Origin of the sequence: Actinosynnema sp. NPDC049800 (assembly GCF_040656635.1) — a bacterium.
In the GTDB taxonomy this organism is placed as follows: domain Bacteria; phylum Actinomycetota; class Actinomycetes; order Mycobacteriales; family Pseudonocardiaceae; genus Actinosynnema.
This window is the reverse complement of sequence record NZ_JBFAMT010000025.1, coordinates 35,335-60,303: the sequence shown is the minus strand read 5'-3', so window position 1 is coordinate 60,303 and position 24,969 is coordinate 35,335. Positions and strand designations below refer to the sequence as shown.

21 protein-coding genes are annotated in these 24,969 nt (G+C 73.4%); 12 read left to right on the top strand and 9 right to left on the bottom strand.

Features of this window, described 5'->3' with window-relative positions; all coding sequences use genetic code 11:
* Window positions 1-67: 67 nt before the first annotated feature.
* Genes AB0I91_RS25675 through AB0I91_RS25665 form a run of 3 tightly spaced genes read left to right on the top strand, consistent with a single transcriptional unit; the run spans window position 68 to window position 3,055 of the window.
* Complete coding sequence (locus AB0I91_RS25675; RefSeq protein ID WP_499639207.1) at window positions 68-1,495, top strand: serine hydrolase domain-containing protein; 1,428 nt, start codon at window positions 68-70, stop codon at window positions 1,493-1,495.
* A 46-nt stretch (window positions 1,496-1,541) separates the two neighbouring features.
* Window positions 1,542-2,150, top strand: coding sequence for a cyclodeaminase/cyclohydrolase family protein (locus tag AB0I91_RS25670; protein WP_498784055.1), 609 nt, complete (start codon window positions 1,542-1,544; stop codon window positions 2,148-2,150).
* Window positions 2,147-3,055 carry a bifunctional methylenetetrahydrofolate dehydrogenase/methenyltetrahydrofolate cyclohydrolase gene (locus AB0I91_RS25665; protein WP_499639205.1) on the top strand — a complete coding sequence of 303 codons (909 nt, stop codon included), beginning with the start codon at window positions 2,147-2,149 and terminating at the stop codon, window positions 3,053-3,055. The genes AB0I91_RS25670 and AB0I91_RS25665 overlap by 4 nt, the downstream gene beginning before the upstream one ends.
* On the opposite strand, the gene AB0I91_RS25660 is transcribed toward AB0I91_RS25665, so the two are convergent.
* Together AB0I91_RS25660 and AB0I91_RS25655 are read right to left on the bottom strand one after the other, a co-directional pair.
* On the bottom strand, window positions 3,031-4,185 hold the full coding sequence (locus AB0I91_RS25660) for a hypothetical protein (RefSeq protein ID WP_499639204.1): 1,155 nt from the start codon (window positions 4,183-4,185) through the stop codon (window positions 3,031-3,033). The two genes, AB0I91_RS25665 and AB0I91_RS25660, sit on opposite strands and share 25 nt — an antisense overlap.
* Window positions 4,186-4,559: 374 nt before the next feature.
* Window positions 4,560-6,401 (bottom strand): cellulase family glycosylhydrolase, encoded by a 1,842-nt coding sequence (locus AB0I91_RS25655; RefSeq protein ID WP_499614898.1) that lies wholly within the window; start codon window positions 6,399-6,401, stop codon window positions 4,560-4,562.
* 103 nt (window positions 6,402-6,504) lie between these two features.
* Here AB0I91_RS25655 and AB0I91_RS25650 point away from each other — a divergent pair, with 103 nt between their 5' ends.
* From AB0I91_RS25650 to AB0I91_RS25640, 3 genes are all read left to right on the top strand, one after another.
* Window positions 6,505-7,353, top strand: a complete 849-nt coding sequence (locus tag AB0I91_RS25650; protein WP_498784063.1) for a PaaX family transcriptional regulator — start codon at window positions 6,505-6,507, stop codon at window positions 7,351-7,353.
* Between the two features lie 267 nt (window positions 7,354-7,620).
* A complete protein-coding gene (locus tag AB0I91_RS25645) occupies window positions 7,621-9,216 on the top strand; it encodes a pectate lyase family protein (protein WP_499639202.1) in 1,596 nt (531 codons plus the stop codon).
* A 144-nt stretch (window positions 9,217-9,360) separates the two neighbouring features.
* On the top strand, window positions 9,361-9,867 hold the full coding sequence (locus AB0I91_RS25640; RefSeq protein WP_499639200.1) for an SgcJ/EcaC family oxidoreductase: 507 nt from the start codon (window positions 9,361-9,363) through the stop codon (window positions 9,865-9,867).
* A 41-nt stretch (window positions 9,868-9,908) separates the two neighbouring features.
* On the opposite strand, the gene AB0I91_RS25635 is transcribed toward AB0I91_RS25640, so the two are convergent.
* The 3 genes from AB0I91_RS25635 to AB0I91_RS25625 all read right to left on the bottom strand — a co-directional run bounded on the left by AB0I91_RS25635 (window position 9,909) and on the right by AB0I91_RS25625 (window position 12,820).
* Window positions 9,909-11,267, bottom strand: coding sequence for an ATP-binding protein (locus AB0I91_RS25635; RefSeq protein WP_499614907.1), 1,359 nt, complete (start codon window positions 11,265-11,267; stop codon window positions 9,909-9,911).
* Window positions 11,264-11,935 (bottom strand): response regulator transcription factor, encoded by a 672-nt coding sequence (locus AB0I91_RS25630; RefSeq protein ID WP_498784071.1) that lies wholly within the window; start codon window positions 11,933-11,935, stop codon window positions 11,264-11,266. The genes AB0I91_RS25635 and AB0I91_RS25630 overlap by 4 nt, the downstream gene beginning before the upstream one ends.
* 165 nt (window positions 11,936-12,100) lie before the next feature.
* On the bottom strand, window positions 12,101-12,820 hold the full coding sequence (locus AB0I91_RS25625) for an alpha/beta fold hydrolase (RefSeq protein ID WP_499639198.1): 720 nt from the start codon (window positions 12,818-12,820) through the stop codon (window positions 12,101-12,103).
* A gap of 164 nt (window positions 12,821-12,984) precedes the next feature.
* Here AB0I91_RS25625 and AB0I91_RS25620 point away from each other — a divergent pair, with 164 nt between their 5' ends.
* From AB0I91_RS25620 to AB0I91_RS25610, 3 genes are all read left to right on the top strand, one after another.
* Complete coding sequence (locus tag AB0I91_RS25620; protein ID WP_498784075.1) at window positions 12,985-14,475, top strand: alpha/beta fold hydrolase; 1,491 nt, start codon at window positions 12,985-12,987, stop codon at window positions 14,473-14,475.
* A 10-nt stretch (window positions 14,476-14,485) separates the two neighbouring features.
* On the top strand, window positions 14,486-15,361 hold the full coding sequence (locus AB0I91_RS25615) for an alpha/beta fold hydrolase (protein WP_499639196.1): 876 nt from the start codon (window positions 14,486-14,488) through the stop codon (window positions 15,359-15,361).
* Window positions 15,362-15,434: 73 nt separating this feature from the next.
* Window positions 15,435-16,487 carry a LacI family DNA-binding transcriptional regulator gene (locus AB0I91_RS25610; protein ID WP_499639194.1) on the top strand — a complete coding sequence of 351 codons (1,053 nt, stop codon included), beginning with the start codon at window positions 15,435-15,437 and terminating at the stop codon, window positions 16,485-16,487.
* Window positions 16,488-16,593: 106 nt separating this feature from the next.
* Here the strand turns inward: AB0I91_RS25610 and AB0I91_RS25605 are convergent, their stop codons facing one another.
* Window positions 16,594-16,794, bottom strand: a complete 201-nt coding sequence (locus tag AB0I91_RS25605) for a hypothetical protein (RefSeq protein WP_499639192.1) — start codon at window positions 16,792-16,794, stop codon at window positions 16,594-16,596.
* 62 nt (window positions 16,795-16,856) lie between these two features.
* Between AB0I91_RS25605 and AB0I91_RS25600 the strand changes: the two genes are divergently transcribed.
* The 3 genes from AB0I91_RS25600 to AB0I91_RS25590 all read left to right on the top strand — a co-directional run bounded on the left by AB0I91_RS25600 (window position 16,857) and on the right by AB0I91_RS25590 (window position 21,913).
* Complete coding sequence (locus tag AB0I91_RS25600; protein ID WP_499639190.1) at window positions 16,857-19,007, top strand: glycoside hydrolase family 36 protein; 2,151 nt, start codon at window positions 16,857-16,859, stop codon at window positions 19,005-19,007.
* A gap of 46 nt (window positions 19,008-19,053) precedes the next feature.
* Window positions 19,054-19,218, top strand: a complete 165-nt coding sequence (locus tag AB0I91_RS25595; RefSeq protein ID WP_498784084.1) for a hypothetical protein — start codon at window positions 19,054-19,056, stop codon at window positions 19,216-19,218.
* Window positions 19,219-19,333: 115 nt separating this feature from the next.
* Window positions 19,334-21,913 carry a carbohydrate-binding protein gene (locus AB0I91_RS25590; RefSeq protein WP_499614917.1) on the top strand — a complete coding sequence of 860 codons (2,580 nt, stop codon included), beginning with the start codon at window positions 19,334-19,336 and terminating at the stop codon, window positions 21,911-21,913.
* Between the two features lie 3 nt (window positions 21,914-21,916).
* Here the strand turns inward: AB0I91_RS25590 and AB0I91_RS25585 are convergent, their stop codons facing one another.
* From AB0I91_RS25585 to kdgD, 3 genes are read right to left on the bottom strand one after another with little or no spacing between them, the layout of a single operon-like run.
* Window positions 21,917-22,846 carry an AEC family transporter gene (locus AB0I91_RS25585; RefSeq protein ID WP_499614919.1) on the bottom strand — a complete coding sequence of 310 codons (930 nt, stop codon included), beginning with the start codon at window positions 22,844-22,846 and terminating at the stop codon, window positions 21,917-21,919.
* 13 nt (window positions 22,847-22,859) lie between these two features.
* Window positions 22,860-23,996, bottom strand: a complete 1,137-nt coding sequence (locus AB0I91_RS25580) for an L-talarate/galactarate dehydratase (protein WP_499639188.1) — start codon at window positions 23,994-23,996, stop codon at window positions 22,860-22,862.
* A 28-nt stretch (window positions 23,997-24,024) separates the two neighbouring features.
* Complete coding sequence (gene kdgD / locus AB0I91_RS25575) at window positions 24,025-24,933, bottom strand: 5-dehydro-4-deoxyglucarate dehydratase (RefSeq protein ID WP_499614924.1); 909 nt, start codon at window positions 24,931-24,933, stop codon at window positions 24,025-24,027.
* Window positions 24,934-24,969: the final 36 nt, after the last annotated feature.

Below are 24,969 nucleotides of genomic sequence, written 5' to 3'. Positions count from 1 at the left end.
CGGCGACCGGCGGAACTCGGACCACGGTCCGATGGCACGCGACCGCGACGCCCCGAGACTGCCTGCCGTGTTCACCTCGATCCTGCCCGCCTTGCTCATCTCCGCCACGTCCCTCACCGCTCCGCCCACCGTCGACGGCGCCGCCATCGACGCGGTCGTCAGGCAGTACCGGGAGCAGACCGCGCTGCCCGGGGTCGCGGTCGCCGTCACGCGCGGCGCCACCGTCGTGCACACCGCCGGGTACGGCCACACGCCCGACGGCGACGCCGTGACCGAGCACACCACCATGGCCGCGGCGTCGGTGAGCAAGTCCTTCACGGCGCTGGCGGTGATGCGGCTCGTGGAGAGCGGCCGGATCCGGCTCGACGACCCGGTGCGCGCGCACCTGCCCGAGTTCACGATGGCCGATCCCCGCGCCGCCGACATCACCGTCCGCCACCTGCTCGACCAGACCTCCGGCCTGTCGGACACGACCCACCGGTCGTTCAGCGGGCCGCCGGTGCACACGCTGGCGGAGGCGGTGGCGGCGATGCGCGACTCGACGCTGGCCGCCGCACCGGGCGCCCGCTGGGAGTACCACAACCCGAACTTCCAGGTGGCCGCCCGGCTGGTCGAGGTCGTTGGCGGCGTGCCGTTCGCCGACCACCTGCGCCGTCACGTGTTCGACCCGCTCGGCATGGCCGACAGCCGCACCGCCGACACCGCGCGCGACCTGCCGCCGAGCGCGGAGGGGCACGTCAAGGTCCTCGGCCTGCCCGTGGCGCTGCCCGAACCACCCGCGTTCGGCAACGGCTCCGGCGGCGTGCTCACCTCCGCCCACGACCTGGCGGCGTGGCTGATCGCGCAGAACAACGGCGGCCGCGGGCCCGACGGCACCTCGATCGCCACGCCCGAGAGCATCACGGAGACGCACACGCCGACCGCCGCTTCGCAGTCGTACGGCCTCGGCTGGTTCGTGGGCGTCACGGCGTCTGGCGCGCCGCTGGTCGACCACGGCGGCGACCTGTTCACCTCCACGGCGTACCAGGCGCTGCTGCCCGGGTCCGGCTACGGCATCGCCGTCCTGGCCAACACCGGGATGCTGCACGGCGACGCCCAGGCGATCGGCGCACGCCTGGTCGCCCTGGTCGAAGGCAGGCAACCCGCGCCCGTGGACGACCCGTCCGTCGCCGTGGACGCGGTGTTGCTCGCCCTCGCCCTGGCGAGCGCGGCGCTGACCGGTCGCGGCGTGGCCCGGTCCCGGCGGTGGGCCGCCCGCCGGCGGTCGACCGGGTGGGCGGTGGCTCGCCTGGTCCCGCTGGCGCTGCCGCTGCTGCTCACGGCCACGGTCCACCGGGTCGTCGGCTACCTGTACCGGGGACGTGATGTGGCGTGGCTCCAGGTGCCGTACCTGTACCCGACGTTCATGGTCGCGCTCGCGGTGACGGCTTTGGGCTGCGTCGCCCTGCTCGCGGCCAGGGTCGTCGCGCTGGCCGGCCGCACGGGGCCGGGCTGATCCGCGATGGGTGGCAGCCGGGGCCCGGGCGAGCGATGATCTTCGCGTGACGGACGGTCTGTGGGACCTGAGCCTGGCCGAGCTGCGCGCGCGGACGGCGAGCGCGAGCCCGACGCCCGGCGGCGGGTCGGTGGCCGCGGTGACGGCCGCGTTCGGCTGCGCGCTGGTGCTCATGGCCTTGGAGATCACCGCCCGGCGCGACCCGTCGGTCGGCGACGCGATCACGGCGGGCAAGTCCCTGCTCGACCGCCTCGGCTCCGCCGCCGACCGCGACGTGGAGCTGTTCGAGGACTACCTGCGGGCACGGCGGCTGCCGCGTGCCACGGACGGGGAACGGGCCGCCCGGGAGGCCGCGGTCGCGGCGGCCTCGGCGGCCGCGACGGAAGGCCCGCTGACCGCCGCGTCGGACGCGGTGGAAGCCTTGGAGTGGGCGTTCTCGGTGCTGCCCGTCGTCACCGGCGCGGTCGTGAGCGACGTCCGCGCGGGCGCCGACCTGCTGCTCGGGTCCGTCCTGGCCACCTTGCGCGGAGCCGAGGCCAACCTGGCCTCGCTCGGGGACGACGCGGCGGCGTTCACCGCACGACTGGACGCCGTGCGCCGCGCCGCCGTGGCCGCGCACACCCGCATCGAGAACACCCAGGAGGAGTCCCGATGACCGCCCGCACCATCGACCCGGCCGACCTCGCCGAGTCCATCCGCGACGGGATCCGCGCCGACCTGGCGGCGATCCCGGAACGCCTCACCGTCGTCGGCTTCCTGGTCGACGGCGACCGGCCGGCCCGCACCTACGCCGAGTACACCCGGCGCGCGTGCGCCGAGGTGGGCATCGACTTCGACCTCCGCACGCCGCGCGCCGACGACGTCGAGGCCGCCGTCCGCGACGCCGGCGCGGACGACCGCGTGCACGGCGTGTTCGTCTACTACCCGGTCCGCGACCCCGAACGCGACCGCTGGCTGCGCGAGCTGGTCGACCCGCGCAAGGACGTCGAGGGCCTGCACTCGTTCTGGAGCCGCTGCCTCTACGAGAACCGGCGGTTCGTCGACGACGCCGGCACCCGCCGGGCCGTCCTGCCCTGCACCCCGCTGGCCGTGATGAAGCTGCTGGGCGAGGCGGGCGCGTTCCGCGGCGACGGCGACACCCCGTTGGCGTCGGTGAAGGCCTGCGTGTTCAACCGCAGCGAGATCGTCGGACGCCCGCTGGCCGCCATGCTGGCCAACGACGGCGCGGACGTCACGTCGTTCGACCTCTCGGGCTCGCTGGCGTTCCGGCACGCGGCCGGCATCCAGGGCCACCACGTGGACGTCGTGGCCACCGACCGGGCCACCGCCCTCGCCGAGGCCGACGTGGTGGTCACCGGTGTGCCGTCACGCGACTTCCCGCTGGTCCGGGCCGACGAGATCAAACCGGGCGCGGTGTGCCTGAACTTCTCCACGATGAAGAACTTCGCCGACGACGTGGTGGAGCGCGCCTCGGTCTTCGTGCCCCGGGTCGGCTCGATGACCGTGACCATGGCGATGCGCAACGCCGTCCGGCTCTACCACAACGCCCACCGGTCGTGAGTCGTGGGCACCGGCGTCCAGACCACGGGCCGGTTCGTGCTGTCCGTGCCGGTGGTGTGGCCGACGACGACGCCGTGGTCGTTGATCGCGACCGGCAGGCTGTAGTGGCCGGTCGGCGGGTCCAGGTAGGTGACCCGGCCGTCGCGCCAGAGGAACCCGCGGGGCGAGGACCACTCGTTGGCCGCGGTCCACCCGATGACGTCGCCGCGTTCGTTGATCCCCACCGCCTCGGCCGGCGCGGGCACGGCGAGCTCCACCTGCTTGCCGCCGGCGGGCCACAGCACCGCGTGGGGGACGCCGTCCTCCCCGGCCGCCCACCCGACCGCGTCACCGCGCTCGTTGAGCGACTGCTCGCCGTGCGCGACCCGGCCGTTCTCCGACAGCTCGGTCGCCTCGTCGCCCTCCCAGCGCAACGCGACCGTGCCGCGGTTGCCCACGACGACCCCGGCCTCGTTGATCCCCTCCGGGATGTAAGGGCCGTAGCCCGACGAGCCGCCCAGCCGGGTGCAGGCGCCGTCGACGCAGCGGACGGCGGCGAAGTCCTGGTCCGCGGCGGAGGCGTAGCTGCCCGCCACGGCGCCGGCGTCGTTGATCCCGTACACCCACAGGTCGGGCCCGGACAGCGACAGCTCGGTGTGCCGACCAGCCTGCCAGACGGCGGCGCGGTTGTGGTCCCGGCGAATCAGGGACGTCGAGTAGTTCACCGGCACGACGCCGTTGCCGTTGATCGCCGGCGCGGTCGCCCACGCCGCGTAGGCCTGCATCACGGTCGTCCGCGCGCCGTCCGACCAGATCCACGGCTTGTGCCGGTACGGCGCGACGGCGGCGCGGGTCTCCAACCCGAGCACCTGGCCGCGCCGGTTGATGCCCACCGCCAGACCCGGACCGAGGTCGCTCGCCCCGCCGCGCGGCGACCACAGCACGACGTGCGCCGGCAGCCCGTGGCCCTGCGCGCTGCCGACCACCTGGCCGAGGTCGTTGATCCCGGTGACGTAGTGGTCGGGGTGACTCGTCAGCCGGCCCAGCTCGGTGACCACCATCGTGGTCTCGGCGACCGCCGACGGCACGGCGACGAACGGCAGGGCGGTCGCGAGCGCCAAGGCGGCCAGCGACGCGCGTAGCTCGGGCATGACCGCTCCGTTGCGACGATGTCCTGGATCGATCGAACGGTAACCCGCCGCCGCCCGCCGCGGCGTCGGCCGGACAGCGCAACCGCCCGCGAAACCCTTGCGCGCCAAGCGGTGCGGACGCCGTCGTGGTGTGCGCCCCACCGGTCAGCCGAGCGCCGGCTCGGCCGTCGGGAACGTGCCGTGCGCCGGGCCCGACGGCGTTGCGCGGGAGACCCGGAACTCGTGCGGGTACCGCCGAGCCCCACGCCTCCAGGTTCGACAGGCCCCACGGTGTAAAGGTTCTCCAGCTGGGTGATCACGTTGGTGGGGTCGAAGTTGTACGGTGACGGCGCGGACACCCGGTTTCCGATCGGGACGGCGGGCGTCGCGGTGGGTCAGCCGAAGGTGGCGGCCACCCACGCGGCCAGTTCCGCCCGTGCGGCGGCGGCCGATCCGGCGGGCGGGTTGTTCGTCACGAGCGCGAAGTGCATTCCTATGTCCTTTGTGGACAGAAGTAGTCGGTTCACCCCGGGCACGCCCGGTTCCGGCGCGACGGACACCGGTTCGGCGCCGGTGTGCGCGGGCGGCCCCGTGAGGGACCCGAGATCGCTCACCACCGTGGTCGACGCGGGCGGGAACGACGACGGCAGGTGCAGCTCCGTCGGCGCGGCGACACCGTTGCCACGCCACACGAGCACGCCGAACTGCCCGCTGCCGACGAGGGCGCGCACCGCGGGCATCGTGTCGGGGACCCGGTTCCACGACAGGACCGCGCCGCCGTCGCGGGCGCGGTCCTCGTAGGTGAACGCCGCCGTCCGGCCCGCCACGGCGCGCGGGAACAGCCGGTCGACCACCCGGCCCTCCACCGTCAGCACGTGGTTGCCGCCGTCGTCCACGCGCACCGCGGAGAAGTGCTCGTCGTTCATCGCGTCACCCTCGGTGCGGACCTTGTCCGGGTTGTCGTTCATCAACTCGCGGTGCCGGCCGTAGTTGACGTCCCAGTGCCACTGGCTGCCCGACAGCACCGGCCCGGACCCCGCCGCGCCCGACCACCACCGCGCCCCGGGCAGCCGCGAGTCCAGCGCCTGGTACATGGCCTTCAGCACGGTCGGGTTCTTGTCGGAGGTGAAACCGGCGACCGGGTGCCCGAACTCCGACACGATCCCGGCCGTCCCGAGCGCCCGCGCCCGGTCCCGGATCAGGTTGAAGTCCGCGGTGTACTCGCCGTCGGCGGCCTTACCCGGCTTGAGCAGCCCGGACTGCGCCTTGCCGTCGTAGAAGTGCGCGTTGAACACGAACCGGTCGCCGAGCGCCGGCACCGCCGGGAAACCGCCCGGCTCGGCGAAGAACTCCACGTTCTGGTTCCAGAACACCAGCGGCTCGACGAACGCGGGCTTGTCGGCCCACCCGGCGTCGTCCATCCGCTGCCGGAACTGCCGGTAGAACGGCACGAGCAGGTCGCGTTCCCAGGCCACGCCGTCCTGACCCTGGTCGTACCGCCCGGCGTAGGGCTCGTTGAGCGGGTCGACGCCGAGCACGAGCCGGAACGCCTCGGCCGACAGCGTCGACTTCAGCCGGCGCATCGCCTCGCCCGCCTGGTGCAGGAACTCGTCGCGGATCCGGATCGGCCCGGCGGACGTGGCGACCTCCCGGTTGTGCCAGAAGTCGTGCGTCGCGGCGGTGACCGCGTTGTTGCTCTTCATGTTCTGGCCCCAGTGCACGCAGATTCCGCACGACTCCTTGGGGTAGCCGCCCGCGCGCACGACCCACTCCGGCGCGCCGTCGCCGGTGTACCAGCTGTCGCGGTTGAAGAGGTGGCGCGAGTAGAGGTCCTGGTGGAAGTCGAGGTAGACCCGGATGCCCTGGTCGGTGAACGCGCCGATCTGCTCGGCCACCCGGTCGAGGTAGCCGTGGTCGATCCGGCGCGGCTCCGGCTCGACCCACGCCCAGGTGAGCAGGAAGCGCACCGCGTTCGCGCCGGTCATCCGCCGCATCGCCGCCGCGGACGACCGCGCGTCGGCCGTGCTCGCGAACGGCAGGCCCCGGTGCTCGGCGAGCTTGGCCGTGCCGGACACGTTGAACCCGCGCAACACCACCTCGCGGCCGTGCTGGTCGCGGAACGCGCCGTCGGCGACGGTCACGGGGGAGCCGTCGAACCAGGGCACGTCCGGCGCGGCGACGCCGGTGGCCGCGGAGGTGGTCAGCACCAGCGCCAGCAGGAACGCGATCCGCTTCACCGCGACCGCCCTTCACTCGACCCGAAGATGAAGGCGTTTCACGTTGAGGGTAGCGGATCGGCCGGGTCGCACAAGGTCGCGGAGCCGGGGTTACGCTCGCCCGGTGATCCCGCACGACGACCCGCAGGCCCGTGAGCAGGAGACATCGGTCCGGCCGCAGTCGCTGATGCTCAGCTTCCTCGGCATCCACGTGCTCAACCGGGGCGTCGCGGTCTTCTCCGGCAGCGTCATCGATGTCTTCGCCCGGGTCGGGGTGTCGGAGGAGGCGGTGCGCTCGACGTTGACCCGCATGGTCAAGCGGGACCTGCTGGCGCGGCACCGCGTCGGCAGGCGCACGTACTTCGGGCTGACCGCGCGTTCGGCGGCCGTGCTGGAGGACGGCGAGCACCGGGTCTGGCGCAGCGGCGCGGTCAACAGCGACTGGGACGGCGCCTGGACGGTGGTGGGCTTCTCCGTGCCGGAGTCCTGGCGCAGCCAGCGGCACGACCTGCGCTCGCGGCTGATCTGGGGCGGGTTCGGCCCGCTGCAGAACGGCCTGTGGGTCGCGCCCGGCGTGGTCGACGTGCCCGCCCTGGTCGACGACCTCGACCTGGACGACCACCTCAAGGTGTTCACCGCGCACACGGCCAAGCCGACCGAGGCCGAGCAGATCGCCCACACCGCGTTCGACGTGCCCGCGATCGCCGAGCGCTACCAGGTGTTCCTGCGCCGCTGGGACCACGACCGCCCGCTGGCCGACGCGCCGGACGACCTGGCCAGGCAGCTGCTGCTGCACACCGAGTGGCTGCAACTGGTCCGCCAGGACCCCCGGCTGCCCGCCGAGCACCTGCCCGAGGACTGGCCCGCGATCCGCGCCGAGCAGGTGTTCCACGCCCTCGCCGGCGCGTACGCCGAACCGGCCGCGTCGATCGCCGCGTCGGTCCTCGACACGATCGTGGTCGACGGCCCCTGAAAACCCGTTCCGGATCGATTCCCGGACCGGTTTCCGAACCCGCCGCGTGACGTGGCGTTGACGTCCCGGAAACGAAGCCCTACCTTCGCCGCAAGGATTCCAAGCACTGTCGAGAGCGTGCCGCCAACCGCCGCCTCCGTTTGTCGGCAACCGTCGCCCGAACGCGTGCACACCCGCGTTCACCAGCGTGAACGCATTCACCACCGTGAACGCCGAAGGGTCGGCGGAATCGGGCGCAGAACGCCCGGTTCAGCACAGGAGGCTCCCTTGAGCAAGCACGGCAGATTAGCGTCGCTCGCCGCTGTGGCGAGCGCGTTCGTCGTCGCGATGGCGGTATTGCTGGTGCCTTCGGCATCGGCCGCGACGTTGTTCGACGACGACTTCGAGGACGGCAACGCGACCGGCTGGAGCTCGAGCGGCGGCAGCTGGACGGTGGTCGACGACGGGTCGCGGGCCTGGCGCCAGTCCGGCACCAGCGCCGACGCCAGGGCGACCGCCGGCGCGGTGTGGTCCGGCCAGTCGGTGCAGGCCCGGGTCAAGCCGACCGCGTTCAACGGCTCGAACCGGCACGTCGCCGTGACCGCCCGGGTGCAGAACACCGGCAACTACTACTACCTGGCCCTGTCCAACGCCGGCACCGCCGTGCTCGGCAAGCGGGTCGGCGGCGGGCACACCGCCCTGGCCACCGCGCCGGTCGCCGTGGCCGTCGGCGCCTGGCGCACCGTGCGGCTGGAGGCGTTCGGCGGCACGCTGCGCGGTTTCGTGGACGGCGCGCAGGTCGTCACCGCGACCGACGCCACGTTCGGCAGCGGCCGGATCGGCGTGGCGACCTACTACGCGGCGGCGACGTTCGACGACGTGCTGGTGACCGACGTGGCCGGACCGGGCGGGCCGACGAGCACCACCACCACGACCACCACCACGCAGCAACCCGGCACCTGCGCCACGTCCGGGCGCCCTCAGGGGTTCGCCTCCGTCACCGCGTGGGGCCAGAACGGCACGACCGGCGGCGCGGGCGGTCCCACGATCGAGGTCGACACGGCCGCGGAGTTCCTGGCCGCGATCGCCCAGCCCGGACCGCTGAACATCTGCGTGCGCGGCATGATCGCGCTGCCCGGCCCCATGCACGACGTCACGTCCGACAAGACGATCGTCGGCATCGGCTCCGCCTCGGGCTTCACCGGCGGCGGGCTGAACATCGGCCTGCCGGTCTCGAACGTCACCTCGCCGCCCGCCGACGCCGTGCGCAACGTCATCGTCCGCAACCTCGTCTTCCGCGACTGGGCCGACGACGCGATCAACGTGCAGATGTTCTCCCACCACGTGTGGATCGACCACAACGACCTGTCCCACGGCTACGACGGCGCTATCGACATCAAGCGCGGCTCCAGCTACGTCACCGTCTCGTGGAACCACACGCACAACCACAGCAAGAACATGCTGCTGGGCCACGACGACGGCAACGGCGCGCAGGACGTCGGCCGGCTGAAGGTGACCTACCACCACAACTGGTTCGACCGGACGCCGCAGCGCAACCCGCGCGTCCGCTTCGGCGAGCCGGTGCACGTGTTCAACAACTACTACCTCTACAACACCGACGTCGGCGTGGCGTGCCAGGCGGACTCGGGCTGCGTCGTCGAGGGCAACCACTTCGAGGACGTCGAGGAGCCGGTGAGCAACAACTACGCCGGTCCCGGCGGGCGGTGCGTGGCGCGGAACAACGTGTTCGTCGGTGAGTCGGGTCAGCCCGACTGCAGCGGCAGCGTGCAGGAGCCGCGCGACTACTACTCCTACACGCTCGACGACCCGAACACCGTGAAGGCCGCCGTCATGGCCGGCGCGGGCGTCGGCAAGGTCGGCTGACCGGGACGGCGTGGCCGGCTCCCGGGTCGGCCACGCCGTTTCTTGGTGGAACCCTTACCCGGCGTTGTCCTCCTCCTGTGCTGTCGCTTCCCCACGTCACCCGAAAGTGGAAAGCGACATCCGCGCCACCCGCAGGAGATCACCATGAGCAACGTCGGTCGCACTCGTTCCGGAGCGATCACCGCGGTGGCCCTGGCCGTCACGCTGACCGCGTGCGGCACGGCCGCCGGCAACGAGCAACCGACCACCGCGGTCGCCACCACCGCGGCCGAGCCGTCCGCGCAGCAGGTCGAGGCGCTGTTCGACACCTGGAACCGCGCGCTGGCCACCGGCGACGCGCAGCAGGTCGCCGACCTCTACGCGCCGCGCGCCGTGCTGCTGCCGACGTTGTCGGACAACGTCCGCTCCGATCGCGCCGAGATCGTGGACTACTTCGAGCACTTCCTGGCCAACAAGCCCAGCGGCGAGATCCTGGAGTCGCACGTGGCGGTGCTCGGCCCGGACACCGCGATCGACGCGGGCGTCTACCGCTTCACCCTGGCCGCGAACGGCACCCGGGTCGACGCCCGCTACACGTTCGCCTACGAGCGCGTCGACGGCAAGTGGCTGATCGTCAACCACCACTCGTCCGCCATGCCCGAAGCGCACTGACCGGGCCGACTGACCGGGCTGGCTGGCCGGGCACACCGGTCTCACGCGGCCCGCAGCACGATCCGCACGCACAGGCCGCCGTGCTCGCCCTCGTGCAGGCTCGCCGACCCGCCGTCGTCGGACACCAGCTGCTTGACGATCGCGAGCCCGAGACCCGAGCCGGACCGGCCCGTCAGCCCCGGACCGCGCCAGAACCGGTCGAACGCGCGCTCCCGGTCGGCGGCGGGCAGGCCCGGACCGCGGTCGACCACCTCGATCACCGCCTTGCGGGCTTCCCGCCTGCTCGCCACGGTGATCACGGCGTCGTCCGGCGAGACGGCGAGCGCGTTGGACAGCACGTTGTCCAGCACCTGCTCCAGGTGACCGTGCCCGGCCAGGGCGCGCAGGTCGGGGTCGGCGGCGTCGTGCCGCAGCCGGATGCCGCGCTCCTCGGCGGCGGCGCGCCAGGTGTCGAACCGGCCGGCCACCACGTCGCCGATGCGGACGGGCTCCGGCGTGGCCACGGTGGACTCGGCCCTGGCGAGCGTGAGCAGGCCGTTGACCAGCCTGCTCATCCGCACCACCTCGGCGGTGGCGTGGTCGACGTCCTCGCGCACGTAGGGGTCGTCCACGCCGTCGGCGATGTTGTCCAGCGACAGGCGCAGCGCGGTCAGCGGGGTGCGGAGCTGGTGGGAGGCGTCGCCGATGAACGCGCGCTGGGAGCCGACGAGGGTGCCGATGGTCTCCGTCGCGGTGTTGAGGGTGCCGGCGAGGGTCCGGGTCTCCGGCGGGCCGGTCTCCTCGACCCGCGCGGTGAGGTCGCCGTCGCGCAGCCTGCCCGCCATCCGGTTGAGCTCGCGCAGCGGGCGCGTCAGCCGGCGGGCGAGCAGGAAGCCGACCACGGCCGCCGCGATCAGCACCGTGACGGCCAGGGCCGCGCGGAAACCCCAGATCTGCCACAGCCGGGTGCTCAGCGGACCCGACGGGTAGCTGATCCGGACCGCGCCGACGACCGCGCCGTCCGCGGACCTGGCGGGCACGGCCAGCACGAGACCTTCCGCGCCCAGCGCCTCGGCGTCGCCCCACCGCAGCGACTCGCGGCCCTGCAACGCCTCGGTGAACGCGGGGTCGTCCGTGGCGGCGGGCAGCGGCAGCGGGTCGACGGCGGTGCGTGCGGCGGTCAGCACGTCCAAGCGGCCCGGCGTCTGCCGCTGGTAGGCCTCGACCAGGCGGGCCAGCGCCTGGCGGGACGGCGCGTCGTCGGGCGCCAGGAGCAGCGCGGCCGTCGCCGCCTCCCGGCGGGCGGAGTTCTCCTCGTCGCGGTAGAGCTGGTCGGTGAGCGTGAACGCCACCGGCACGGTGAACGCGGCGATCGCCACCAGCACCAGCAGCACGTAGCTCGCGACCAGCTGGCGGATCACGTCAGCACCAACCGGAACCCGACCCCGCGCACGGTCTCCACGGCGACCGCGTCACCGAGCTTGCGGCGCAGCGCGCCCACGTGCACGTCGAGGGTCTTGGTCGGGCCGAACCAGTTGGCGTCCCACACCGCCTCCATGATCTGCTCGCGGGTGAACACCGCGCCGGGCGCTTCGGCGAGGAACGCCAGCAGGTCGTACTCCTTGGGCGTCAGGACGACCTCGATGCCGTCGACGTGCACCCGTCGTGCCCGGCGGTCGATCGTGAGCCTGGTCGGCCGGGCGTCCGCCGACCGGGTGGCGTCGGGTTGGGGCAGCGCGGGCCGGACCCGCCGCAGCACCGCGCGCATCCGGGCGATCACCTCGCGGACGCCGAACGGCTTGGACACGTAGTCGTCCGCGCCGATCTCCAGGCCGACCACGCGGTCGGTCTCGTCGGCCCGCGCGCTGATCACGATGATCGGCACGTCGCCGCGGGCGCGCAGCTCCCGGCACACGTCCAGCCCGTCCACGTCGGGCAGGCCGAGGTCGACCAGCACGATGTCGGCCGGCTCCGCCGCCAGCGCCTCGGCCCCCGTGCGCACCCACACAACGTCGAAGCCGTACCGGCCCAACCCCCGCGTGAGGGACTCGGCGATCGGCTCGTCGTCCTCCACCAACAGCACCCGCATACCCGAAATCCTTCCACCACCGCGCGAGTCGAACGCTCAGGTCCCGCGTGTCGAACGCTCGGGCCCGCGTGTCGTCCACTCAGGACCCCCGAATTCCACCTCGCGGCCGAGCGGTGCGGGGCGACGGGGAACTCGGGGGTCCTGGAGGTTCGACACGCGGGTGGGTCAGGAGACGGCGGTGACGGCGGCGAGGATCTGGTCGGCGACCTCGGTCGGGCGGGAGAGGGCGATGGCGTGCGAGGCGTCCACCTCGACGGTGGCCGAGCCGAGCCGGGCCGCGGCGGCGCGCTGCGAGTCCGGGTTGATGGCGTTGTCCGCCGTCGCCACCACGAACCACGACGGCAGGGTCTTCCACGCGGGCTCCACGGACAGCGGCTCTCCGAGGGCGCGGGCCGCGATCGGGCGCTGGCTGACCGCGGCGGTGGCGGTGACCGAGTCCGGCAGGTCGGCGGCGAACACGCTCGCGAACGCGTCACGGCGGATCGTGAACTCCGTGTCGCTGCCGTCGCCGTCCGGGAACTGCTGCGGCACCAAGGACGTGTTGAGCTCCACCGGCGCGAAGCCCTCGACCGAGCTCAACGCGCTCTCGCCCTTGTCGACGCCGAACGACGCCACGTACACCAGCGCCTTGGCGTTCGGCGTCTTCGCGGCGGCGTGCGTGATGACCGGGCCGCCGTACGAGTGGCCGACCAGCACGACCGGCCCGTCGACGTGCCCGGCGACGCTCGCCACGTAGTCGCCGTCGTGCGCCAGCCCGCGCAGCGGGTTGCTCACCGCGAGCGCCTCCACGCCGCGCGCCCGCAGCAGTCCGATCACCTCGGCCCAGCTGGACCCGTCGGCGAACGCGCCGTGTACCAGGACGACGGTGGGGTTGTGGCCGGTCATCGTGTGCTCCTCGGTTCGTCTTGCGGGGTGATGCCATAAAGCTAGTGCCCGATTAAGTTGCGCACAAGGTATATCCGACGTGACGATCTTCACGGTCGCTCGTTGGACCCACTGCGCGATCCACGCGCCCTGATCAACCCGCCCTGATCGACCGGAGGAACCCGATGCGCCTGGTGATCGCACTCGTCGTCGCGGCCGTCGCCGTGACCCCCGCCGCCGCCGCGAGCGCCGATCACCCCGCGCCGGAGCACGTCTGCGTCGCGAGCGTGCCGGAGACCGATCCGCTGGAGCCGGGGCCGGTGAGCATCTGCGTCAGCGTGTTCAAGCCCGCTGCCGCCTCCCGCGACAACCGGGTGCCGGTGCTGCTGCACAGCCACGGCTGGGGCGGCAGCCGCACGTCCGCGCCCGGCTCGTTCCAGCGGTACCTGGACGCGGGTTTCGGCGTGGTCAGCATCGACCAGCGCGGTTTCGGCGAGAGCGGCGGCAAGGCGCACGTGGAGGACCCGGCGTTCGAGGGCGAGGACGTGATCCGGGTGATCGACCACGTCGCCTCGCTGGACTGGGTGCGCCGCAACGGTCCGAACGACCCGGTGCTCGGCGCGGTCGGCGGTTCCTACGGCGGTGGCTTCCAGTTCGCCGGCGCGTTCACCGAGATCATGAAGACCGGCCGCACCCGGTTCGACGCGCTCGCGCCGCAGATCACGTGGCACTCGCTGAACGACAGCCTCGCCCCGCGCGAGGTCGTCCGCACCACGTGGGTCACCGCCCTGTACGCCGCCGCCCTCGACGCGCACACCTCGACGCTGCACGCCGGCTACGCCGAAGGCCTGCTCACCGGCGACTGGCCCACCACGATGGAGGAGTTCTTCCGCGACAACGGCCCCGCGCACCACGTCGCCGCCGGCCGCCGGCTGGACGTCCCGGTGCTGCTGCACCAGGGCATCAGCGACAACCTGTTCCCGCTCGACCAGGCGATCGACAACTTCGACCGCGCCCTGACCCCGCGCGCCCGGGCGAACAGCCTGCTCATCGGCTACAACGGCGGCCACGCGCTGCCCAACGCCATCCCCGTCGGGTACGCCGTCGCGGGTGACGCGTGCTCGGCGCGGCACGGCGGCTACGACGAGCTCGAACTGCGGTTCCTGGCCGAGAACCTGCACGGCGCGCCGCGCGCGATCACCGGCCACGGCCGCTACCAGCTCATGACCGCCGAGGGCGGCTGCGTCACCGTGGACAGCGTCGCGCCGACCAGGACCACCGCCCTGCCCGACATCGTGACCACCGCCGGCGTCGGCCTGCCCCAGTCGATCAAGATCGCGGACGGCCCCCTCACCATCGCCGGGTCGCCGACGCTCGACGCCCTCGTCAGCACCCTCGGCCTCGACAGCCGCGCGTTCTTCGCCCTCAGCGCGGGCACGTCGCCGTTGACCGCCAAGGTGATCCAGAACAACGTGCTCCCACACCGCGAGCACAGCCTGAACCTGGGCACCCGCCGCACCGTCGAACTGCCCGCGGTCGCCGCCTCGATCCCGGCCGGCCAGTCGCTGTACCTCACCGTCACCCCGATCTCGGACATGTTCCTCCTGCACGGCAGCCGCACGCCGAGCGCGATGGTGCTGCGCGACGTCACCGTGAACCTGCCCGTCCGCGGCTAGGTTCGAGGTCGTGGACTTCGACGAGATCGTGATCGAGACCGATCGGCTCGACTTCCCGGCGCTCGCGGCGGGCGACGGGCCGGTGGTCGTGTGCTGGCACGGGTTCCCCGACCACCCGGCCACGTTCGGGCCGCTCGCCGAGCACCTGGTCGCCGCCGGCCGCCGGGTGGTGGCGCCGTTCCTGCGCGGCCACCACCCGACGACCGCGGACCGGATGACCTACGCCGACGGCATCACGCTCGCCGCCGACGCCGAGGCGGTCGCGCGGGCCCTGTCCCCGGACGCCGGGATCGACCTGATCGGGCACGACATCGGCGCGGGCGTGGTGGGCCGGCTGGCGGCGGCGTGGCCGGAACGGGTGCGGCACGCGGTCACCATGGCCGTGCCGCCGCCGAGGACGCTGGGCCCGGTGCTCCGCGATCCCGCGCAGCAGCAACGGTTCTTCTACCTGTGGCTGTTCCAGGTGCCCGGTGTCGCGGAGTCCGTGCTGGAGGCCGACCGCGGCCTGGTGGACTACCTGTGGTCGACCTGGTCGCCCGGTCTCGACCCGAGCGAACACCGCGCCCGCGTGCACGCGATGTACGGCGACCCGGCCGTGCTGCGCAACGTCCTGCGGATCTACCGCGGCAACTTCGACCGGTCGCTGCACGACCCGGACCTCGCCGCACTGGCCGCCACGACCGAGGCGACGGCCACCGTCCCGATGCTCGTGCTCGCCGGCGAGGACGACGGCTGCATCAGGCCGGAGCACTTCGCCGACGCCCGGACCGGTCTCGCCGACGGCTCCTCGGTGCGGGTCGTGGCCGACGCCGGCCACTTCATGCACCTCGACCGGCCGGACGAGGTGGCGAGGCTCGTGCTGGACTGGTTCGGCCGCGACTCCTGAGCCGCGATCACCACGAGCGTGTGCCGCCCGAGGTGGTTTTGACGTGGTCGTCGCCGGCGATCACGATGACGGGGTGACAGGACGTTCTCCCGGCTTGCCCGCCCGGAAGCGCGGGCGGGAGGCCGCGCCCAGCATCCGTGACGTGGCGGCCGCCGCGGGTGTCTCGTACCAGACCGTGTCACGCGTGCTCAACGAGTCGCCCAACGTCAACCCCGACACCCGCCGGCAGGTGCTCGACGTGATCGAGCGGCTCGGGTACCGGCCCAACCGGGCCGCCCGGGCGCTGGGCTCGGGCCGGGCCGGCGCGGTCACGGTGGTCATCGCCGACACCACGCTCTACGGGTACGCCGCCACGTTGCGGGGCATCGAGGAGGCCGCGCGCCTGCAAGGGCTCGCGCTCGGCGTCCGGGTGGTCGAGTCGGACCGCCCCGCCGACGTCCGGCACGCGGTCGAGTACGTGAGCGACCCCAACGCCGGCGGCATCGTCGTGATCGCCTTCGACGCCGCCGGCGCGGGCGTCCTGCGCGCGCTGCCGGCCGCCGTGCCCGCCGTGGCGGCGACCGAGGCGGGAGGTCTGGCCGGCACCGGGCGGGCCATGATCTACCTCGACGAACGGCAGGCCGCCGCCGACGCGACCGGGTACCTGTTGTCCTTGGGCCACCGCACGGTGCACCACGTCGCGATCCCGTCGGAGACCGGCACGAGCGCCCGCCAGACGGGGTGGCGCGACGCGCTGCGGGAGGTGGGCGCGCCGGTGCCGCCGGTCGTGCCCGTCGGGTGGGACGTGCGGTCGGCCTACCTCGCGGGACGGCGGCTGGCGGCCGACCCGGACGTCACCGCGATCCTGTGCGGCAACGACGACACAGCCATGGCGGTCCGCCGCGCCCTGCACGAATCCGGCCGCGACGTCCCGGGCGAGGTCAGCATCATCGGCTTCGACGACGTGCCCGGCGCGGCCTACTGGACGCCCGCGCTCACCACGGTGCGGATGGACTTCGTGGCGCTGGGCCGCGCGTGCCTGGCGGCGCTGGTGGCCGAGGTGGCGGGCCAGCCGCGGCCCGCCCTCGACCTCGCCGCGCCGTCCCTCGTGGTGCGCGAGTCGACCGCCCCGCCGCGCGGTCGTTGAGAACCTGTCCACCGCAGTGTTGGTCACAACAAGGTAACGCGGTCTTTTCACCTGTCCGTGTGACGGTCACACTCGGGCCGTGATGTGACCGGTCACATGGCTGTGATCAGCACGAACGCTGGCCTGTCGCCGCTCCATGAACCAGTTCGACCTGCGACTTGGAGGTGACGACGGTGATCGGATCGACGAGGGCGAGCCACGCCTGGTGCGCGGCGGTGGCGGCCTGCACGGCCTCGGGCACGGCGGGCGTCAACGCGATCGCGTTGACCAACCCCTCCAGCGGCGACGCGCCCGACATCGACCTCATCCGGATCGCCGCGCCCCTCGACCAGCCGGGGAACCCGCGTCGGAACGCACGACAGGAGCACCGTGATCTCATCGGAGTCCGCCACGAGCGTGGTCTGGGGCCACTCGGCGTTGGCACTCGTCGTGGACGTGTCCCCGGACGGCCCGGTCGGCGTCCGCACGCTGGCCGCCCGCCCGCGGTCCGACCACCCCAGGGCCGCGCAACCGCTGGTGGAGCTGCTGGTGGCCGGTGAGGGCCGGGCCCGCGCCTCGCACCGGTTCTCCGACACGGCGCTCGGCAGGCGCATGGTCTACGCCGGCTCCGCCCGCACGCGTGACGGCAAGTGGAGCGAGCTGCACGTGGACGTGCGCGACGAGCGGACCGGGCTGCTCGCGCGGACGTCGTTCCGGTCGGTCGACGGCGTCGCGGCCTGCCAGGTCCGCACCACCGTGACCAACCGGGGCGACGTCCCGGTGGTGCTGCACGGCGTCACGTCGTTCGCCGCGGGCTTCCCCGGCGCCCTGGTCGGGGACGTCGACCTGCTGCGCGGCGAGAGCGAGTGGCTGGGCGAGGGCCGGTGGACGCGCCACCCGCTGCGCGACGGCGTGACCCCCGACCTCAACCTCCCGCTGCACGGTCAGCACGGTCGGGGTCGGTTCGCGGCCGTGAGCACGGGCACGTGGTCCACCGGCACGCACCTGCCCACCGCCGGGCTGGCGGACCGCCGGACCGGTCAGGCGTGGCTGTGGCAGGTGGAGCACAACGGCGCGTGGCGGTGGGAGGTCGGCGAACGGCTGGACGGCGCGTACGCGGCGTTGCTCGGGCCGACGGACGTCGACCACCAGTGGCAGCACTGCCTGCTGCCCGGCGAGGCGTTCACCACCGTGCCCGCGTCGGTGGCCGTGTCCGAGTCCGGTGTGGACGGTGCGATCGCCGCGCTGACCGCCCACCGGCGCGAACTCGTCCGCCCTCACCGCGACCGGTCCGCCCTGCCGGTGGTGTTCAACGACTACATGAACACGCTCATGGGCGATCCGACCACGGCGAAGCTGCTGCCCCTGGTCGACGCCGCCGCCGACGTCGGCGCGGAGGTGTTCTGCGTCGACGCCGGCTGGTACGACAACGGCACGAGCTGGTGGGACGCCGTCGGCGAGTGGCGGCCGTCCGAGACCAGGTTCCCGCGCGGCATCGCCGAGGTGCTCACCCGCATCCGGGAGCGGGGCATGGTGCCCGGCCTCTGGCTGGAGCCGGAGGTGATCGGGGTGCGCAGCCCGCTGGCCGACGAGCTCCCGGCCGCCGCGTTCCTCCAACGCGGCGGCGTCCGGCTGGTCGAGCACGACCGGTACGTGCTCGACCTGCGCCACCCGCGCGCGATCGCGCACCTGGACGACGTGGTCGACCGGCTGGTCGAGGACCTCGGCGTCGGCTACCTCAAGCTCGACTACAACGTCGACCCGGGACCGGGCACGGACTTCGCCGCCGACAGCGCGGGCGCGGGCCTGCTCGCGCACAACCGGGCCCACCTGGAGTGGCTGGACCGGCTCCTGGACCGGCACCCCGACCTGATCCTGGAGAACTGCGCGTCCGGCGCGATGCGCATGGACTACGCGCTGCTGTCCCGGATGCAGTTGCAGTCCACCAGCGACCAGCAGGACCCTTTGCGCTACCCACCGATCGCGGTGTCGGCGCCGATGTCGGTCCTGCCGGAGCAGTCGGCGAGCTGGGCCTACCCGCAACCGGACATGGCGGACGAGCCGTTCGCCTTCACCGTGTGCACGGGGATGCTCGGCCGGCTCTACCTGTCGGGGCGGCTGGACCTCATGGGCGCCGACCAGCTGCGGTCCGTGCGCGAAGCGGTGCGGGTGTTCCGGGAGATCCGCGCGGACCTGGCGGTGTCGGCGCCGGTGTGGCCGCTGGAGCTGCCCGGGTGGCGCGATCCGTGGCTCAGCCTCGGGCTCCGGTCCGGTGACGTCACGCACGTGGCCGTGTGGCGGCGTGACGGCGCGGGCGCGGACGTGGCGCTGTCCCTGCCGCACCTGCGCGGCCGATCGGTCGACGTCGAGGTGCTCTACCCGCGCGACCTGCCCGCGTGGAGCCACTCCTGGGACCGGGGCACCGGCTCGCTGACCCTGGCGCCCGCCCACCAGGACACCGCCTCCGCGCGGCTCTTCCGGATCGCCCCCGGCGGAGAGCGAGGACCGGCCACCCCACCGACCGGGGGAACAGCACGGTGAACCGACGGATCCCCGTCGCCTCCGCCGCGCCACCCGGCTCAACGGGGTGCTGCACGCGTTGGGGATCAGCGGGATCGTGCTGCCGCCGGCGGTCGTCACGGTGGTGCTGCTGCTGCGCCGGCTCGGCCTGGCGGGCAGCGCGGCCCGGGCTCGACGGCGCGGGCCCGGTCACGGTGTTCCGACGCGTCGTGCTGCCGAAACCGGCACCTGACCTTCGCCTACGTGATCTTGATGAGCCTGCCGCTGGTCGCCGTCCTGGCGCTCGCCCGGCGACGGATCGTCTCCAGCATCACCAGCGGCGCCGTCAAGTGACAAAAGGAGCGTTGATGCGACACCCCTTCCTGGCGGGCACGATCGCCGCCGCGATGGCCCTGGGGACCTCGACCGCGGTCTCGGCGCGGAAGTCGTCGACCGAGACGCTGCGCGTCGACCTCGACTCGCCCACCGGCGCGTTCCACGGCGGCGCCACCGGCATCCTCTACGGCCTCGGCGACCCCGGCGTCCCGTCGCACGACCTCGTCGCCGGCATGCGCCCCCGCACGGTCTCGCAGAAGGCGCCGGACGGCGAGCAGCACCCGAGCGGCGACGCGCTGCGGGTCGCGGACGGGTACTTCGCGGCCGGCGGCACCGACGTGCACCTCTACGCGCAGGACGTCTACAGCGCCTGGCCCTACCAGGACCTGGGCATCGACGACTACATCGCGCGGTTGCGGCCCCAGCTGGAGAAGGTCGCCGCACGGCCGGACCGCGACCGGTTCGTGTGGACGATCTTCAACGAGCCGGACTGGATCTGGTACGGCGACTGGGCGGCGGACAAGGACCGGTTCCTGGCCGACTGGACCAGGGTCTACCGGCTGGTGAGGTCCGTGCTGCCCGACGCCCGCATCACCGGCCCGGGCGAGACCCGGTACCGCCCGGACCACCTGCGCGACCTGCTCACCCACGCCAAGGCCCACGACGTGCTGCCCGACGTCGTCACCTGGCACGAGCTCGGCCCCGACTCCCTGACGACCTACCGCGAGCACTACGAGGACTACCGGGCGCTCGAACGGGAACTCGGCATCGCGCCGCGGCCGATCAACATCAACGAGTACTCCAACCGGCGTGACACCTCCGTGCCCGGCCAGCTGGTCCAGTGGATCGCCATGCTGGAGGAGACCAAGGTCGACGGCCAGCTGGCGTTCTGGACGATGGCGGGCAACCTCAGCGACCACGCCGTGCGCACCGGCCGCGCCAACGGCGGCTGGTGGCTGACGAAGTGGTACGCCGACCTGTCCGGCGACACCGTCCGCGCCACGCCGCCGCGGCCCAGCACCCGGGACACGGTGCAGGGCCTGGCCGCCTACGACCGGGGCGACGCCAAGGCGACCGTCCTGCTCGGCGGCACGGCGAACGCGGTGGACGTCGTCGTGACGGGCCTGGACCGGCGGGTCTTCGGCGACCGGGTCGACGTGCGGGTCGCCAAGACCACCTGGTCGGGCTACGAGGGTGACGCCGGGCAGCCGCCCGTGGTCGCGGCGGCCAGGGTCCGCGTGGTCGGCGGCAAGGCGACGATCGCCGTGCCCGGCGGCGACCCGCTGGCCGCCTACCAGGTCGTCGTCACCAGGGCGGGCCTCGGCGCGCCGCCGGTCGCCGACGCGCCGTGGCAGGCGAGCCACGAGGCCGAGTCGGGCGCGGTGGAGCACGCCGTGGTCGTCACCCAGGACGACGGCTCCGGCTCGGACGAGATGGCCCAGCGCTACACCACGTCCGGCCACAAGGACGTCGGCTTCATGAAGGACCCCGCCTCGCGCGTCACGGTCGACGTGGACGTGCCGCGGGACGGCGCGTACCGGCTCGGGGTGTTCTACGGCACCGACGGGTTCGTCGGCAGGCAGGCGCTGTACGTGGACGACGCGCACGTGCGCGACCTGACCTTCCCGGCGACGCTGAACCGGGTCTACCGCGGCCGACTCGACACGCCGATCACGCTCACCGCCGGTCGGCACCGGATCTCCTTGCGCACCAGCGGTCCCGGCGGCTTCCTCGACGGCCCGTCCGACATCACGCTGGACCGGTTCGACCTGACCGAGGTCACCGGTCCCGAGAGGACGGTCTACCCGCTCACCGAGTCGCGCCGGTCCGGCGGCACGGTCGACCGCGGCCCCCGTGCGCTCCAGGTCGCCGCACCCGGCGCGGTCGTCCTCGGCCCCGGCGACACCGTGACCACGTACGTGTCCGCTGCCGAGGACGGCTACCACGAGCTGTCCACCACGTGGCTCGGCTCCGGCCGCAGCGCGCTCGGCCTCGCCCTGTCCGGACGACGGGTGCGCGACCTGACCGCCGACCGGCCCGGCGCGTGGACCGGCCGCGTCACGGCCCACCTCAAGGCCGGCGTCACCGAGGTCGTCCTGTCGAACGAGAGCCGCGCACCGCTCGTGCTCGGCACGCTGACCTCCGTCCGCGACGCGGCGTCCGACGCTCGTGCGGTCCGCGTGGAGGCCGAGTCCGGTCGGCTCGACGGGGGAGCGGTGGTGACCTCCGGGCCGTGGGCCTCCGGCGGCTCGTACGTCGGCCGGCTGGGCCACGGCGGCACGCTGACCATCCCGCGCCCGGCCGGGTTCGTGGCCGGCCAGTACAACCTGACCGTCGCCTACGCGCAGGCCGAGAAGAACACCGGCCACCCGTACAACACCGACACCATCACCCGGACGCTCGTCGCCACCGAGGAAGGCGGCCACGCCACGAGCGCGCCGTACCGCCACAACTACACCTGGGACGGCTTCTGGCCGGAGACCTCGCCGCTCGACCTGGTCACCGACGACGGCGCGCTCACGTTCGGCAACCCGGCCGCCTGGGGCCCGAACGTCGACTGGGTCCAGCTCGCACCGCTCGTCGTGGCGTCCTCGGTCACGCCACGGCGGTGAGGCTCAGCCGAGCGCGACGGCGATCCCGGCGAGGACCGGCACCGAGAGGACGGTGGTGATCAGCACGGCGTCCCGGGCCAGTTCGGTGCCCCGGTCGTAGGCCGTGGCGTAGACGAACACGTTCTGCGCGGTGGGCAGCGCCGAGGCGATGGTGACGGCGAGCAGCGCCGGGTCGTCAAGGTGGAGCACCCAGCGGCCGAGGGCGTAGGCCAGCACGGGCTGTGCCGCGGTCTTCAGCGCGACCACCAGCCACACCTGGCCCGCCGTGCCGCCGGAGGCCGGGCGCGGCGCGCCGTGCAGGCTCGCGCCGTAGGCGAGCAGGGCGGCCGGGACGGCGAGGTCGGCGAGCAGCTCGACCGGCCGCAGCACCGGGGCGGGCGGCATCCAGTCGAGCGCGGACAGCGCCAGGCCCAGGGCGCAGCCGATCACCAGCGGCGTGCGGAACGGCTGCGTCAGCAGGTGGGCCCGCGACGGCCCGCCAGGGCCCGCGTCGCGTGACGCGGCCAGCACCGTCAGCCCGATCGGCGCCAGCACCAGCACCTGGAACAGCAGCACCGGCGCCACCAGGGAGGCGTCGCCGAGCACGTACACCGCGATGGCGATGCCGAGGTTGCCCGCGTTGACGTAGGACGTGGCGAGCGCGCCGGTGGCCAGGTGACCGGCGCGCGGCCGCCAGCGCCACCACGCGACGACGAGGTAGACCAGCGCGCACACCACCGCGCTGCCCGCCGTGGCCACCAGGGTGGGGGACAGCATCACGGACGGGTCCGCGTCGGCGAGGGTCAGCAGCAGCAACGCCGGCGTGGCGATGAAGTACGACAGCCGGGACAGCACGCCGGCCGCGCCCTCGCCGAGCACGCGGGCGCGGCCGGCGATCCAGCCGACCGCGATCACCGCGACGAGGGTGGCGAAACCCGACAGGACCGCGTTCACCCGCGGGCGCCCGTCACCGGGGCGAGCCGACCTTCGCGGTCTCGACGGTCCAGGCGCGGGCCTGGTCGCTGAGGGTGACGCCGAGGCCTGGCCGGTCGGACAGGTGCATCCGGCCGTCCCGGATCTCCAGCCGTTCGTCGAACAGCGGGTGCAGCCAGTCGAAGTGCTCGACCCACGGCTCGCGCGGGTAGGCGGCGGCGAGGTGGACGTGGATCTCCATGGCGAAGTGGGGCGCGAGCTGGAGGTGGTGGTGGTCGGCGAGCGTGGCGAGCTTGAGGAACTGGGTGATCCCGCCGACGCGCGGCGCGTCCGGTTGCAGCACGTCCACGGCGCCGGCGCGGATCAGCTCGTAGTGCTCGGCGACGCTGGTGAGCATCTCGCCGGAGGCGACGGCCGTGGTCAGCGACCGGGCCAGCTCGGCGTGCCCCTCGACGTCGTAGGCGTCCAGCGGCTCCTCGATCCACACCAGGTCGAACTCCTCCAGCGCCCGGCCGACCCGCATCGCGGTGGGCCGGTCCCACTGCTGGTTGGCGTCGACCATCAGCGGCACGCCGTCGCCGAGGTGCTCGCGGACGGCGGCGACCCGGCGCAGGTCCTCCGCCCGGTCCGGCAGGCCCACCTTGATCTTGATGCCGCCGACGCCGGACTCCAGCGTGCGGGTCGCGTTGTCCTTGATCTGCTCGACGGTCTCGTGCAGGAACCCGCCGGAGGTGTTGTAGCAACGGACGGAGTCGCGGTGCGCGCCGAGCAGCTTGGCCAGCGGCAGGTTCGCGCGCTTGGCCTTGAGGTCCCACAGCGCGATGTCGAACGCGGCCAGCGCCTGGGTGGCCGCGCCGCTGCGCCCGACCGACGCGCCGGCCCAGACCAGCTTGGTCCACAGCCGGCCGATGTCGTTGGGGTCCTCGCCGATCAGGTCGGGCGCGACCTCGCGGGCGTGCGCGAACTGGGCGGGCCCGCCGGCGCGCTTGCTGTAGCCGAACCCGACGCCCTCCAGCCCGGCCTCGGTGCGGATCTCGGCGAAGAGCATCGCGACCTCGGTCATCGGCCGCTGCCTGCCGGTGAACACCTTGGCGTCGCTGATCGCGGTCGGCAGCGGCAGGGTCACCGAGGACAGCGTGATCGACGTGATCCGGTCGGGACTGCGGGACATCGGGCTCCTTCTCCTCGGGCGCGGGCGATCAGGCGAGCTGCCGGACCAGGGCGGTGAGGCGGGCGCGCTCGTCGTCGGTCAGGTCGGTCAACGGCGGGCGCACCGGGCCGCCGTCGCGGCCCACGGCGGTCAGCCCGGCCTTGACGATCGACACCGCGTACCCGCGCTCCCGGTCGCGCAGGTCCAGGTAGGGGATCACGAAGTCGCGCAGCATCCCGTACACGGCGGTCCGGTCCTGAGCGCGGACGGCGGCGTAGAACTCGAGGGCGAACTCGGGCACGAAGTTGAACAGCGCGGAGGAGTACGTGGTGACGCCGAGCTGCAGCAGCGGCAGGGCGAACGTCTCCGCGGTCGGCAGGCCGCCGATGTAGATCAGCCGGTCGCCGACGCGGGCGTAGGTGCGGGTCAGCTGCTCGACGTCGCCGACGCCGTCCTTGAGCCCGATCAGGTTGGGGTTGCGGTCGGCCAGCTCGGCGACCGTCGCGTCGGTCAGCACGGCGTTGGCCCGGCTGTAGACGATCACGCCGAGCCCGGTGGCCCGGCACACCGCGGAGACGTGCTCGACCAGGCCGCGTTGACCGGCCTCGGTGAGGTAGGGCGGGAACAGCAGCACGCCGGAGGCGCCCGCGGCCTCGGCGGCACGCGCCTGCGCCACCGACACGGCGGTGGCGCCGGTCGCCGGCGCCACGACGGGCACCTTGCCGCCCACCTCGTCCACGGCGACGCGGACCACCTGGTCCAGCTCGGCGGGCGTCAGCGAGAACCCCTCGCCCGTGCCGCCCGCGGCGAACAGGCCCGCCACGTCGAAGCTCGCCTGCCAGGCCAGGTGCTCGCGGTAGCGGTGCTCGTCGAACCGCAGGTCGGCGTCGAAGTGGGTGACCGGGAAGGACAGCAGCCCGGAGGCGAGTCGGTCGGCGAGAGCGGCGGGGTTCGTCACGGCTCCACCGTATGGACCAGGAGTGATGCTTGTCCA

What these genes read in the sequence shown, in the direction of transcription:
- AB0I91_RS25605 (WP_499639192.1), bottom strand. Translation starts at nt 16,794, where the DNA reads ATGAGGTCGATGTCGGGCGCGTCGCCGCTGGAGGGGTTGGTCAACGCG.
- AB0I91_RS25665 (WP_499639205.1), top strand. Translation starts at nt 2,147, where the DNA reads ATGACCGCCCGCACCATCGACCCGGCCGACCTCGCCGAGTCCATCCGC.
- AB0I91_RS25660 (WP_499639204.1), bottom strand. Translation starts at nt 4,185, where the DNA reads ATGCCCGAGCTACGCGCGTCGCTGGCCGCCTTGGCGCTCGCGACCGCC.
- AB0I91_RS25640 (WP_499639200.1), top strand. Translation starts at nt 9,361, where the DNA reads ATGAGCAACGTCGGTCGCACTCGTTCCGGAGCGATCACCGCGGTGGCC.
- AB0I91_RS25620 (WP_498784075.1), top strand. Translation starts at nt 12,985, where the DNA reads ATGCGCCTGGTGATCGCACTCGTCGTCGCGGCCGTCGCCGTGACCCCC.
- AB0I91_RS25630 (WP_498784071.1), bottom strand. Translation starts at nt 11,935, where the DNA reads ATGCGGGTGCTGTTGGTGGAGGACGACGAGCCGATCGCCGAGTCCCTC.
- AB0I91_RS25590 (WP_499614917.1), top strand. Translation starts at nt 19,334, where the DNA reads ATGCGACACCCCTTCCTGGCGGGCACGATCGCCGCCGCGATGGCCCTG.
- AB0I91_RS25625 (WP_499639198.1), bottom strand. Translation starts at nt 12,820, where the DNA reads ATGACCGGCCACAACCCCACCGTCGTCCTGGTACACGGCGCGTTCGCC.
- AB0I91_RS25580 (WP_499639188.1), bottom strand. Translation starts at nt 23,996, where the DNA reads ATGTCCCGCAGTCCCGACCGGATCACGTCGATCACGCTGTCCTCGGTG.